At 66.4% G+C, this 11,559-nt stretch carries 14 protein-coding genes and 1 riboswitch; of the genes, 3 read left to right on the top strand and 11 right to left on the bottom strand.

Going from position 1 to position 11,559, the window contains the following annotated elements; genetic code table 11:
* Nucleotides 1–22: 22 nt before the first annotated feature.
* From nusB to B9Y82_RS01365, 4 genes are all read right to left on the bottom strand, one after another.
* The gene (nusB, locus tag B9Y82_RS01380; RefSeq protein WP_005408062.1) at nt 23–502 is read right to left on the bottom strand and encodes a transcription antitermination factor NusB; all 480 of its coding nucleotides are present in this window, start codon (nt 500–502) and stop codon (nt 23–25) included.
* Nucleotides 499–966, bottom strand: coding sequence for a 6,7-dimethyl-8-ribityllumazine synthase (ribH, locus tag B9Y82_RS01375; RefSeq protein ID WP_100471269.1), 468 nt, complete (start codon nt 964–966; stop codon nt 499–501). Before ribH ends, nusB begins: the two co-directional genes overlap by 4 nt.
* Before the next feature lie 159 nt (nt 967–1,125).
* Nucleotides 1,126–2,226: a 3,4-dihydroxy-2-butanone-4-phosphate synthase gene (ribB, locus tag B9Y82_RS01370; RefSeq protein WP_100471268.1), complete on the bottom strand. Its 1,101-nt coding sequence runs from the start codon at nt 2,224–2,226 to the stop codon at nt 1,126–1,128.
* Nucleotides 2,223–2,849, bottom strand: coding sequence for a riboflavin synthase (locus B9Y82_RS01365; protein WP_100475151.1), 627 nt, complete (start codon nt 2,847–2,849; stop codon nt 2,223–2,225). The genes ribB and B9Y82_RS01365 overlap by 4 nt, the downstream gene beginning before the upstream one ends.
* Before the next feature lie 74 nt (nt 2,850–2,923).
* Nucleotides 2,924–3,069: riboswitch (FMN riboswitch) on the bottom strand.
* A gap of 289 nt (nt 3,070–3,358) precedes the next feature.
* Between B9Y82_RS01365 and B9Y82_RS01360 the strand changes: the two genes are divergently transcribed.
* The 3 genes from B9Y82_RS01360 (at nt 3,359) to B9Y82_RS01350 (ending at nt 5,542) form a co-directional block, all read left to right on the top strand.
* On the top strand, nt 3,359–3,979 hold the full coding sequence (locus tag B9Y82_RS01360) for a hypothetical protein (protein WP_100471267.1): 621 nt from the start codon (nt 3,359–3,361) through the stop codon (nt 3,977–3,979).
* A gap of 148 nt (nt 3,980–4,127) precedes the next feature.
* The gene (locus B9Y82_RS01355; protein ID WP_100471266.1) at nt 4,128–5,012 is read left to right on the top strand and encodes a hypothetical protein; all 885 of its coding nucleotides are present in this window, start codon (nt 4,128–4,130) and stop codon (nt 5,010–5,012) included.
* Between the two features lie 95 nt (nt 5,013–5,107).
* The gene (locus B9Y82_RS01350; protein WP_238381524.1) at nt 5,108–5,542 is read left to right on the top strand and encodes a hypothetical protein; all 435 of its coding nucleotides are present in this window, start codon (nt 5,108–5,110) and stop codon (nt 5,540–5,542) included.
* 35 nt (nt 5,543–5,577) lie between these two features.
* Here B9Y82_RS01350 and ribD read toward each other — a convergent pair whose 3' ends face one another.
* From ribD to glyA, 7 genes are all read right to left on the bottom strand, one after another.
* Nucleotides 5,578–6,663, bottom strand: coding sequence for a bifunctional diaminohydroxyphosphoribosylaminopyrimidine deaminase/5-amino-6-(5-phosphoribosylamino)uracil reductase RibD (ribD, locus tag B9Y82_RS01345; protein WP_100471265.1), 1,086 nt, complete (start codon nt 6,661–6,663; stop codon nt 5,578–5,580).
* Nucleotides 6,664–6,770: 107 nt separating this feature from the next.
* A complete protein-coding gene (gene nrdR, locus B9Y82_RS01340; protein ID WP_087921508.1) occupies nt 6,771–7,292 on the bottom strand; it encodes a transcriptional regulator NrdR in 522 nt (173 codons plus the stop codon).
* 94 nt (nt 7,293–7,386) lie between these two features.
* Nucleotides 7,387–7,818 (bottom strand): hypothetical protein, encoded by a 432-nt coding sequence (locus B9Y82_RS20540; protein ID WP_157804585.1) that lies wholly within the window; start codon nt 7,816–7,818, stop codon nt 7,387–7,389.
* A 904-nt stretch (nt 7,819–8,722) separates the two neighbouring features.
* The gene (locus B9Y82_RS01335; RefSeq protein ID WP_100471264.1) at nt 8,723–9,145 is read right to left on the bottom strand and encodes a hypothetical protein; all 423 of its coding nucleotides are present in this window, start codon (nt 9,143–9,145) and stop codon (nt 8,723–8,725) included.
* A 27-nt stretch (nt 9,146–9,172) separates the two neighbouring features.
* Nucleotides 9,173–9,592 (bottom strand): hypothetical protein, encoded by a 420-nt coding sequence (locus tag B9Y82_RS01330; RefSeq protein ID WP_100471263.1) that lies wholly within the window; start codon nt 9,590–9,592, stop codon nt 9,173–9,175.
* A 6-nt stretch (nt 9,593–9,598) separates the two neighbouring features.
* On the bottom strand, nt 9,599–10,072 hold the full coding sequence (locus tag B9Y82_RS01325) for a hypothetical protein (protein ID WP_100471262.1): 474 nt from the start codon (nt 10,070–10,072) through the stop codon (nt 9,599–9,601).
* Nucleotides 10,073–10,195: 123 nt separating this feature from the next.
* Entirely contained in the window at nt 10,196–11,449 is a 1,254-nt protein-coding gene (gene glyA / locus B9Y82_RS01320; RefSeq protein WP_100471261.1) for a serine hydroxymethyltransferase, read from the bottom strand.
* Nucleotides 11,450–11,559: the final 110 nt, after the last annotated feature.

Here is an 11,559-nt window from a genome sequence, read left to right as displayed (position 1 = left end):
TCCACCAGAAGCAGAAACCGGGTCAGTGACCCGATTCGACCTTGCGCCATTCCACGGCGGCACGATCCAGCACGCCGTTGACGTAGGTGTGGCCATGTTCGGAACCGAAGCGCTTGGCCGATTCGATGGCTTCGTTGATCACCACGCGGTACGGCACGTCCAGGCGGTAGCGCAGTTCGTAAGCGGCCAGGCGCAGCACCGCGCGTTCGATCGCGTCCACTTCCTCGATGCCACGGTCCAGGTACGGGCCGAGCGCTTCGTCGATGTCGCGGCGGTTGTCGAGCACGCCGTGCAGCAGCGCCTCGAAGTACGCCAGGTCGGCGATTTCACGGGCCTGCTCGTGGGCGAACTGGGCGATCAGCGACTGGGCGTTGCCGCCGGAAATCTGCCAGGCGTAGATGGCCTGCACGGCACGACGGCGGGCGCGCGAGCGCAGCACCGGGTCGACGCCATCGCGGCGGACGGGTTTACCGGAGGGCTTGCCCTGGGTGTTCTTGTTCATGGCAGCTGCTCCAGAAGATTGACCATTTCCAATGCGGCGAGTGCGACTTCCTCGCCCTTGTTGCCGTGGCTGCCGCCGGCACGTGCCTCGGCATCCTCGGCGCGTTCGACCGCCAGCACGCCGTTCAGCACCGGCACGCCGAAATCCAGCTGCACGCGCATCAGGCCTTCGGCGCAGCGGTCGGCCACGTGTTCGTAGTGGCGGGTATCGCCACGGATCACGCAGCCCAGGGTGAGGATGGCGGCGTGTTCATGGGCGGCGGCCAGGCGTGCGGCCACCAGCGGCAGTTCCCAGGCACCCGGCACGCGGATCACGTCGATGTTGGCTTCGGTGATGCCGTTGCCGGCCAGGCTCAGGCGGGCGCCTGCGACCAGCGCGTCGGTGATGCGGGCGTTCCAGCGGCTGGCCAGGATGGCGAAGCGCGCCGATTCGGGAGTGCGAAGATCGCCTTCGAAGTGGCTCATATGCGGCTTGGGGGACTCGATAAGGGGGTAATTCTAGCGTGGATGGGCCCCGGCCGTGGCTGGCGGGGGCCCAGGGCTGTGCCGACCAACGGTCGGCACCCACCGGTGGCATGGGGTCGGCACCCACCGGTAGTGCCGGCCGCTGGCCGGCAATCCCCATTACAGGGTGACCGTCTCCACCACTTCCAGGCCGTACCCGGCCAGGCCGATCTGGCGGCGCGGGGTGCCCAGCACGCGCAGCTTGCCCAGGCCCAGGTCGGACAGGATCTGTGCGCCGGCACCATTGCGGCGCCACTGGCCCACGTCCTTGTCCTTGCCCGGCACCACCGGCGCCGGCTGCTGGCGCAGGCGGGCCAGCAGGGCTTCGCCATCGCGCGGGGCCGACAGCACCACCATCACGCCCGCGCCCTCGGCATCGATCGCACGCAGGGCATCGGTGGCGGCCACGCCGAAGTCGTCACGGCGCCAGTGCAGCAGGTCGGCCAGCGGGTTTTCCACCTGCACGCGCACGAGGGTGGGCGTTTCGGCACCCGGGTTGCCACGGACCAGCGCGAAGTGCAGGTCGTGGGCGATGCGGTCGCGGTAGGTCACCAGCTTGAACGGGCCGAACTCGGTCTCGATCTCGCGCTCGTCCACGCGCTCGACGGTCTTTTCGGTGGCCAGGCGGTAAGCGATCAGGTCGGCGATGGAGCCCATCTTCAGGCCGTGCTCGCGGGCGAACACTTCCAGCTCCGGGCGGCGCGCCATGCTGCCATCCGGGTTCAGGATCTCCACCAGCACGCCGGCCGGTTCCAGCCCGGCCAGCATGGCCAGGTCCACGCCGGCTTCGGTATGGCCGGCGCGGGTCAGCACGCCGCCCGGCTGGGCGATCAGCGGGAAGATGTGGCCCGGCTGGTGCAGGTCCGACGGCTTGGCATTGGGCTTCACCGCAGTGCGGATGGTGTGGGCGCGGTCATGCGCCGAGATGCCGGTGGTGACACCCTCGGCGGCCTCGATGCTGACCGTGAAGTTGGTCTGGAACTGCGCGGTATTGGCCTGCACCATCGGCGCCAGGCCGAGGTCGGCGGCGCGGGTGCGGGTCAGCGGCAGGCACACCAGGCCACGGCCGTGGGTGACCATGAAGTTGATGTCCGACGGCTTGACCAGTTCGGCGGCCATGATCAGGTCGCCTTCGTTCTCGCGGTCTTCGTCATCGACGATGACCACCATGCGGCCCAGGCGGATGTCTTCCAGGATTTCCGGAATCGGGGCGAAATTCATGCTGCATCTCCATGCGGGTGCTGACCGTTGGTCGGCACACCCATCAATCGCTCGACGTAACGGGCGACCAGATCGATTTCAAGATTGACCGCGCTGCCCACGCCTGCGGCGGAGAAGGCGGTGTTGGCCACGGTGTGCGGGATCAGGGCGACTTCAAAGCCTTCGTCGTCCACTTCGTTGACGGTGAGGCTGACGCCGTCCACGCAGATCGAGCCCTTCTTGGCGATGTAGCGGCGCAGCGAGGCCGGCGCGGCGAAGCGCCAGCGCTGGGCACGCGCGTCTTCGTGGATGGTCAGCACCTGGCCGAGGCCGTCGACGTGGCCGCTGACCAGATGGCCGCCGAGGCGGTCGGTCGGGCGCATGGCGCGTTCCAGGTTGATGACCGCCCCCTCGCCCAGCTGGCCCAGCGTGGTCAGGCCCAGGGTCTCGGTGGAGGCATCGGCCTGGAAGCTGCTGGCGTCGAATGCGATGACGGTGAGGCAGACGCCGTTGATGGCAATGCTCTCGCCCATCTGCACGTTGTCGAACGGCAGATTCCCGACATTGAAGGTGAAGCGGACATCGCCGCCGATGGATTCGCGTGCGGCCAGACGGCCGACGCCTTCGATGATTCCAGTAAACAAGTAACGTTCTCCGCGGAATGTGAGCGAAAAACGCCGCAAGGCAAACAGGCGCACGCAGGGCATGAGCCCTGTGGCACCGTCTTCTTTCATCCGGACTATGACCGTCGGCTCCGGCATTGGACCGGATCTGCTGACCCCCGGCCGTGGGCCGGGGCGCTCGCGGGCTCGTGCTTGCGCACCTACCGCCGGTGGGGAATTGCACCCCGCCCTGAAGACGTTTGTGTACCGGCGAACCGGCGCGGCTAGTGTACCAGCCCGTGCTGAATGGGGTCGGACCCCTTTCCGCAGGAAAGGGCTCTGACCCCATGGCCCGGTGGCACAGCAGTACTGGGGTCAGAGCCGTTTCCCGATGGGAAACGGATCCGACCCCCAACCCGGCCCCCAGCCTGTGACGGCCGTCTCTCGCATTTTGTAAAACTTTCATTAAAATCCGCAGCGGACGACATGAGGTCGCCACGGGCAGCCGCGAGGGCAGGCCCGCCAATGGACTGAAATTCACAGGAATTCCCATGCGCAAGATCCTGATCGTGGCTGCCCTGCTGGCCGCCGCCCCGTTCTCGGCTTCGGCCGACGCCCTGAGCTACACCTACGTGGAAGGCGGCTGGACGCAGGTCCAGGTTGACGACAACGCACTGGACGACCCGAAGGTCGACGGTGGCTACCTGCGTGGCTCGGTCGCGCTGGCCGAGCAGGTCTACGTGTTCGGTGGCTGGTCGCGCACCAGCAAGACCCGCCACTACGGCGAAGACTCGCTGAAGCTGGAACTGAACCAGCCGGAGCTGGGTATCGGCTACCGCATGCCGTGGACCGACCGCCTGGACTTCACCGCCGATGCCGCCTGGGTGCGCCAGAACGCCGAATCGACCCTGCGCTATGACGGCGTGCGTTACCACGGCAAGGACCACACCAACCTGGGCCGCGTCACCATGGGTATCCGCGGCAAGCCGTCGCGCATGACCGAAGCCTGGGCCAAGGCCGGTTACATGGATGGCGGCAACAACTACAAGGGCACCTGGGTCGGCACCGTCGGCGGCCAGATCAACTTCACCAAGACCTGGGGCGTGGTGGGCGAAATCGCCGGCTACCGCGACGTCACCCAGTACTCGGTCGGCGTCCGCGCCAGCTTCTGATTGCCCGATCCTCGTCGTGCGATCGAACGGGCCCTGCAAGGGGCCCGTTTTTTTTGGCCCGTGCGCACTGCCACGTGACCCCATCGCGCCATCGAAAATCCACGCAGATGCGCTAGGCTTGCGCGCCTCTGGAACAGGAAACACCGTCATGAAGACCCCCTTGCGTACCTTGCTGGCCAGCGCCCTGCTGGCTGCCCCGCTGCTGGCTGGCGCCGCGCCGGCCACGCTGACGCCAGAACAGGCCTTCGACCTGTACGCACGCGTGCTGCTGGAAGATGATGCGGCTGCGACCCGCACGCTCAACGATGCGCTGAAGCCGGCGTTCGAAGGCCAGGATGCCGTGACCCCGAACCCGGGTGCGTTGGCCAAGGCGCTGGCCGAACCGTGGCAGACCGTGCTGGCCAGTACCGGCACCAAGGTCGATGCCGCCGCCACCGAAGCGCTGTATGCCAAGGCGCTGCGTGATTCGAAGTGCCGCGCCAGCAAGAGCGTGATTGAAGACAACGAGTACGTGGAAGACCAGAAGCTGGCGCGCATCACCTTCAGCTGCCAGGTGCCCGACCTGGGCAAGGTGCGCCCGCTGTTCGCCGCCAGCCTTGCAGCCGACGCCAGCCCGGCCTCGCGCAAGCAGTTCACCGACGCCTACACCCAGGCGCTGCAGAGCGGTGCGCGCGTGCCGGTCAGCGGCACCTTCACCCTGTACCCGGCCAAGGACAACGGCTACTGGTACAGCGGCAACTTTGACGACCTGGTGGGCACCGTGACCGGCGCGCTGGCTCCGTTCGAGGACTGGATGCAGGACGCGCAGGCGGCCAGCGCACCGAAGGTGACCGGCGTGCCGGGCTGTGACCTGCTGCTGCAGCAGCATCGCGCCTGCGTGGCGAAGATCGCGCCGGACCAGCTCAGCGGCGTGGATGCGATGGCCGAGGAACTGAAGGCCAAGGCCCAGGTGCAGTCTGCCGATGAGATGACGCAGGAATGCAAGGCGCTGCGCCCGATCGCCGAGATGATGTGGACCGACGCGTGCGCGTGAGGCACGTGTAGAGCCGAGCCCACGCTCGGCTCGTGGTCGCGGATGACGACTGCATCCGCACTTTCAGAACCGTTGCATGGCCCTGCGCGGCCTGCATGGTCAATGCTGTTGCCCTCTTCCACCGGGGCAGCCGCATGAAACATCGTACGACGTCGACCACGGTCATGCTGATGGCGCTGCTGGCGCTGACGGCGTGCGGGCAAGCCAAAGTACCCAAGTCCAGGATCACGACCTTCTCGGTCATCCCATCGGTTGCCTTCGAATCAACCCTGCTGAGCGACAGGCAGCTGGATGCGTGGATGAGCGAAGACGACGACTGCCACGCGTTCCTGATGTATCACGATCAGTGCGCCGTGCTGGTATTGCCCCATGAGTACGACGACGGTTTTACCCGTCACCAGTTGCGATTGAAGGCGAAGAAACTGCCGGGCGAGGCACTGGGCGCGTACTGCCGCAACCTGCATGCGCTGTGGAAGCAGCAGTGGAAGGGCCAATGCCCGGTCGGCGAAGAAGACGACGAGGATGCCTGACCACAAGGGCATCGCCCCTGTTCCGCGTCATTCCCTCACGGGCGCAGCAGCAGCCTGATGTCCTCGCCCACCTGGCGCTGGTCAACCACGCGCAGGCGGCGCTGCTGGTCCATCGCATCGATGCCGAGGCCGGCCAGCAGTGGCCGGCCGTTGTCGCCCAGCAGCGTGGGCGCCTGGTAGAGCAGCAGTTCGTCCACCCAGCCCGCACGCAGCAGCGCGCCGGCGAGGGTCGCGCCGGCTTCGGTATGCACCTCGTTGATGCCGCGCTCGGCCAGCAGCGCCAGTACGGCGCCCAGGTCCAGCCGCCCATCAACGCAGGGCACGCTGGCGAATTCGGCGTCGGCCGCATCCGGTGCGCTCACGGCTGCATCGTGCAGGTACAGCGTCGGTGCCCCACCCTCGCGCACGCGACTGCATTCGAGCGAGCGCAGGCGCGAATCGAGCACCACGCGCAGCGGCGGCATCACTTCGGTGTCGGCCAGGCGCACGGTCAGCATCGGGTCGTCGGCCAGCACGGTCTCGGCGCCGGTCAGGATCGCACCTGCGCGCGCGCGCCAGTGCTGCACGTCTTCGCGCGCGGCCGGCCCGGTGATCCACTTGGAGCTGCCATCGGCCATCGCGGTACGGCCATCGAGGCTGGCGGCCAGCTTCACCCGCAACCACGGCCGGTTGCGCTCCACGCGCGACAGGAAGCCCTTGTTGAGCTCACGCGCCTGCGCCGCCATCAGCCCTTCGGCGACCTCGATGCCGGCATTCCGCAGCAGATCGAAGCCACCGCCATCGACCTTCGGGAACGGATCGCGCATCGCCGCGACCACGCGCGACACACCTGCTTCGATCAAGGCCAGCGCGCACGGCGGCGTGCGCCCATAGTGCGCACAGGGTTCCAGGGTGACGTAGGCGGTGGCACCGCGTGCTTCGCTGCCGGCCTCGCGCAGCGCGAACACTTCGGCGTGCGGACCGCCAGCGCGCTGGTGCCAACCCTGCCCGACCACGCGTTCGCCGTGGGCGATGACGCAGCCCACCATCGGGTTGGGGCGGGTGGTGTAGGCGGCACGCTCGGCCAGGCGCAGTGCGTTGGCCATGTGCAGGTGGTCGAGGACGGAGAACGGGGTGGTCATGCGGCCATGGTAGCGCCGTTGGTGTTGATCCATGCCATCGGTGCCAACCAACGGTTGGCACCCACCGGTGGATGCGGCGGCATCGGTGCCAACCAAGGCTGGGGCGGTCAGCCCTTCTTCTTCTTGGTCAGGGCGATGACATCGCCCAGCAGCTGCAGCTGCTCGGTACTGGACGGCAGGTCGCGCTCGAGCTTCTCGATCTCCTCGCGGAAATCGGCCACGTCCTCGAAGCTGCGGTAGACCGACGCGAAGCGCACATAGCCAACATGATCGAGCTTGCGCAGTTCGTTCATGACGAACTCGCCGACTTTGATCGAGGGCACTTCGCGCTCACCGCTGATGCGCAGCTGGTGAACCACTGCACGCACCGCTGCTTCGATCTTGTCTTCGGCCACCGCACGCTTCTGCAGCGCGCGGTCGAAGCCGGCGCGGACCTTGCGCTGGTCGAATGCCTCGCGGGTGCCATCGCTCTTGATGATCGCCGGCAGCTTCAGTTCCACCGTTTCCAGGGTACTGAAGCGCTCGCCGCAGGCTTCGCACTCACGCCGACGGCGGATCGTCGCGCCGTCTTCGGAGACGCGCGAGTCGATGACCCGGGTATCGGCATGTTGGCAGAAGGGGCAATGCATGGAACGCCTGGCTCAGGGAAGTACCTATTGCCACGGTCATGGCAGCGTCGCAAAGGTACCTGAGAAGGGGCGCAGCAGCAATCTCCGCTCTTCTTCAGTCAGGCCCGCCGCCCCTTGCCAGCCATCGGAAGTGGCACGCAAGGCTGAGCCAGGGAGCCCCCCAACCCATTGCCAGCGCCAGCAGAATCGGGTCGCCTCCAAGACCTGGAACCGTCAGGACCAGCGCGGACACAACCTGAGCGGCAGACAGCAGAAACAGCGCCACCAGCATTGGCGCGGCGGCTTTCAGTCCGTCCGGTCCACGCATCTGCCATGTATTTGCCAGCCAGACAACAAGAATGCACGCTGCCACGGACAGCACACTCCAAGCCGCAACCCATGTGAGAAATGCTCCCTTACCACTGCCATGTGCCCATCCCCACAGCAGCACTAGTAGGCCAGCCAGGCCAGCCAATGCGCAGGGAATGGAAAACAATAAGCTATGGAGAAGCAGATAGAGGCCGTGTCGACGGCGCACGGTGCGCATTGGGGTGTCCATGCAGGAAACCTATGCCTGCTTTCCCCAGCAAGCCATGCAATTCCTTTTAAACCGCTGGTCGTAAACTCCCCGCGGCAATGACGACATGCAAGCCGAAGGCATCATTCCTCCAGCCTTGAAAGCCACCGCAAATGCCAGCTCAAACTGGCCCATGGGGCGCCGATGATGATCAAAACTGGCGCAGCCAGCAGAAGCCCGGGGGCCCAACCAGTTGCCGCGAAGAGCATCGAGACGGCCGCGGCCGCTTGGAAGGCAGAAACGATGGGGTCGGAACGCCTGGCTCAGGGGAATACCTGTCGGAAGGGTTTTGACAGTGTCGCAAAAGCACTTGAGAAGGGCCCGACCAGCAAACTCCGCTTCACTTGACTGGCCCGCTGGCTTTCGACAGCCATCGGAAGTGGCAGGCGAGGCTGATCCAGGGAGCCCCCCAACCGATTGCCAGTATCAGCAGTATCGGATCCACTCCAAAACTTGACACTGTTATCACCAACGCGGAAACAGCCTGAGCAGCTGACACGAGAAACAGCGTCCCCAGCACTGGCGCGGCGGGCTTCAATCCATCCGGTCCGCGCATATGCACGTGTTCGTGAGCTGGTAAACAGGCGGGATCGCCGTCGCAGACAGCAGACCCCACATCGCAAGCAATCCAAGAACTGCGCTGTTGTCACCGCCATGCGCCCATACCCCTAGCAGCAGCAGCGAACCCAACAGGCCAGCCAACGCGCAGGGAATGGAAAAGAGCAGGAGATGCAGGAGCAGTGCGACGCCCTTTCGGCGACCCGTCGAGTTCATGGGTTCCCCACGGTAATGAAAACCATGGGAAGGTTAGGCAGCCGGTCTTTTCACCACCATGCAATTTGTCTGAAAGTGAGCTGTGCGGGGCAGTGGACGCTTACGACCGCCAACGCAACCACGCCAGGTGCCCGGCCATCACCAGCAGAGGCGGGCCGAACCCGAGGAAGCCCAATGTCGAGATCTCCCCGTGCTTGAAGGTCAGGTACAACGTGGCGGCGACCACGCCCAACGCGGCCAGCACCCCCAGCGCCAGGCCGACCCAGGCAACAACCGGCGATTGGCGCAGGCCGGCAAGGCCGCGCCACAGGAACAGGCCGCTCAGCCACAGCCAGGACAGCAGGCCGATGACTCCGGCCGACGACCACAGCAGCAACAGCGTGTGCTCGTCGCCCGCCAGATACTTGCCATCCCATGCGACCATCAGCCCCAGCACGGCCCCCGTGCCTCCGGCGGCCACGGTGGGAAGGCCCACCAACAGGCCGGCAATGGCCACCCAGCGTTTGTGATGACGCTCATCCATGCGTTCGATGTCCTTCCACGGGCCACGTCATGCGCGGCGTTTGATCCACACCAGCATCGCAGCCGGTACCAGCATCGACGGGCCCAGCAGCAACAGGGTAATGCCCTCGGCGTGGACCGTGGCCCCCCACCACAACGCCAGGCCCAACGGAGGCAATGCAGCAAACCCTCCGGCCAGCAGCATCCACCACCAGACCGGGCGCACTTGCAGCCCGGCACGCCCCTGCATCAGGAAACCCGCGCTCAGCCACAACCAGGCCACGCAGCCGGCGATGCCGGCCAGACCCCACAGCGGCATCACCGTCACCGAGGCCAACGTGCCATGACCGAACTGGCCCACCCCCATCAGCAGCAGCATCGTCGCCGCCGCACCGCCCATCACCAGGCTGGGCAAGCCAAACAACACCGCGAGGGCGGTGTACAGGTACCGGGCGCGGCGCTCATCCATGCGGCGTTACTCCGACGCCCGTGCCGGCGCGGATGGCGGGTCCACGGCTTCAACGCGCAACCACAGAAGCATCAGCATGCCGGCAGGCACCATCAGGGACGGCCCGGCGAACAGTCCGCTCAGCACGGAAGGGCCAAGCTCGGTGAAGTAGTACAGCGCCATCGCCAGCATGGGCAGGCCCGCCAGCACGCCCATGCCCAGCAGCCACCACCATCGGCGTGATGCCATGCGCAGGCCGCGTGCCCCATCGCGCAACCAGAAGATGCTGAGTGCCACCCAGGCCACCAGACCCGCGATCGCGAAGGAGCCCCACGCAAACATGCCGGCGGCAAACCACAGTTTGTCCGCGTCCAGGGAGACCAGCCCGATCACGCCCATGACCAGGGCGATGCAGGCGCCCGCGCCGCCGAAGAACAGGCTGGGCAGGCCGAACAACACCGACAACGCCGCGTACAGGTACTTGAGGTGGCGCTCATCCATGCGCGGTTGCTCCGATACCGGGGTCAGAGCCCTTCCCTGCGGGAAGGGATCCGACCCCTGCTTCGATCCGGGCTTCGGGGTCGGATCCCTTCCCGCAGGGAAGGGCTCTGACCCCTGCTCCGATCAGCCGTAGACCGGGTACTTGCGGCACTGCGCGCTGACCGCGTCGCGCACGCGGGCGATGACGGCGTCATCGTTCGGTGCGTCGAGCACGTCCGCGATCCAGTTGGCCAGATCCACGCAGTCCTGTTCGACGTAACCGCGGGTGGTCACGGCCGGGGTGCCCAGGCGCAGGCCCGAGGTCACGAACGGCGAACGCGGGTCGTTGGGCACCGAGTTCTTGTTGACGGTGATGTGGGCCTTGCCCAGCGCGGCTTCCGCGTCCTTGCCGGACACGTCCTTGCCGATCATGTCGACCAGCATCAGGTGGTTCTGGGTGCCACCGGAGACGATCTTGTAGCCGCGCGTGATCAGCGTATTGGCCATCGCCTGGGCGTTCTTCACCACCTGCTGCTGGTAGGCCTTGAAGCCCGGTTCCAGCGCTTCCTTGAAGGCCACGGCCTTGCCGGCGATGACGTGCATCAGCGGACCGCCCTGGATGCCCGGGAACACGATCGACTGCAGCTTCTTGACCAGGTCTTCGTCGGCGCCCTTGGCGACGATGATGCCGCCGCGCGGGCCGCGCAGGGTCTTGTGGGTGGTCGAGGTGACCACGTGGGCGTGCTCCAGCGGGCTCGGGTAGACGCCAGCGGCGACCAGGCCGGCGACGTGGGCCATGTCCACGAACAGGTAGGCACCGACCTTGTCGGCGATGGCGCGGAAGCGCGCCCAGTCGATCACCTGCGAATAAGCCGAGAAGCCAGCCACGACCATCTTCGGCTTGTGCTCCAGGGCCAGGCGCTCGACTTCGTCGTAATCGATCAGGCCCTGGTCGTTCACGCCGTACTGCACGGCGTTGAACAGCTTGCCCGAGGCATTGACCTTGGCACCGTGGGTGAGATGGCCGCCGTGCGCCAGGCTCATGCCGAGGATGGTGTCACCCGGCTGCAGCAGGGCGAAGTACACGGCCTGGTTGGCCTGCGAACCGCTGTGCGGTTGCACGTTGGCGTAGTCCGCGCCGAACAGCTGCTTGAGGCGGTCGATCGCCAGCTGCTCGGCGATGTCCACGTATTCGCAGCCACCGTAGTAGCGCTTGCCCGGGTAGCCTTCGGCGTACTTGTTGGTCAGCTGGCTGCCCTGGGCCTCCATCACCGCCGGGCTGGTGTAGTTCTCGCTGGCGATCAGCTCGACGTGGTCTTCCTGGCGCTGGGTCTCAGCGGCGATGGCCTTGGCCAGTTCGGGATCGTAGGATTCGATGCGGACGTCACGCGGGAACATCGGGTACTCCAGCAGGCAGGGAAAAGGGGTACGGCTCAGCTCCCGATTGTAGCCCCGCACCGGCCTGCCGGGGCCGAAAAGGACGGGGCCGGCATCCCCGAAGGAATCCG

The organism is Stenotrophomonas maltophilia (genome assembly GCF_002799155.1).
GTDB lineage: Bacteria > Pseudomonadota > Gammaproteobacteria > Xanthomonadales > Xanthomonadaceae > Stenotrophomonas > Stenotrophomonas maltophilia_R.
Note: the sequence above shows the minus strand (reverse complement) of the source record. Positions and strands in the feature narration are given on the sequence as shown.

Excerpts from the sequence above, each read along its gene's own strand:
- B9Y82_RS01350 (WP_238381524.1), top strand. The coding sequence starts at position 5,108 with ATGGTCAATGCTGTTGCCCTCTTCCACCGGGGCAGCCGCATGAAACAT.
- B9Y82_RS01330 (WP_100471263.1), bottom strand. The coding sequence starts at position 9,592 with ATGGATGAGCGCCGCGCCCGGTACCTGTACACCGCCCTCGCGGTGTTG.
- B9Y82_RS01325 (WP_100471262.1), bottom strand. The coding sequence starts at position 10,072 with ATGGATGAGCGCCACCTCAAGTACCTGTACGCGGCGTTGTCGGTGTTG.
- ribD (WP_100471265.1), bottom strand. The coding sequence starts at position 6,663 with ATGACCACCCCGTTCTCCGTCCTCGACCACCTGCACATGGCCAACGCA.
- ribB (WP_100471268.1), bottom strand. The coding sequence starts at position 2,226 with ATGAATTTCGCCCCGATTCCGGAAATCCTGGAAGACATCCGCCTGGGC.
- nrdR (WP_087921508.1), bottom strand. The coding sequence starts at position 7,292 with ATGCATTGCCCCTTCTGCCAACATGCCGATACCCGGGTCATCGACTCG.
- B9Y82_RS20540 (WP_157804585.1), bottom strand. The coding sequence starts at position 7,818 with ATGCGCACCGTGCGCCGTCGACACGGCCTCTATCTGCTTCTCCATAGC.
- ribH (WP_100471269.1), bottom strand. The coding sequence starts at position 966 with ATGAGCCACTTCGAAGGCGATCTTCGCACTCCCGAATCGGCGCGCTTC.
- B9Y82_RS01335 (WP_100471264.1), bottom strand. The coding sequence starts at position 9,145 with ATGGATGAGCGTCATCACAAACGCTGGGTGGCCATTGCCGGCCTGTTG.
- nusB (WP_005408062.1), bottom strand. The coding sequence starts at position 502 with ATGAACAAGAACACCCAGGGCAAGCCCTCCGGTAAACCCGTCCGCCGC.
- glyA (WP_100471261.1), bottom strand. The coding sequence starts at position 11,449 with ATGTTCCCGCGTGACGTCCGCATCGAATCCTACGATCCCGAACTGGCC.
- B9Y82_RS01355 (WP_100471266.1), top strand. The coding sequence starts at position 4,128 with ATGAAGACCCCCTTGCGTACCTTGCTGGCCAGCGCCCTGCTGGCTGCC.
- B9Y82_RS01360 (WP_100471267.1), top strand. The coding sequence starts at position 3,359 with ATGCGCAAGATCCTGATCGTGGCTGCCCTGCTGGCCGCCGCCCCGTTC.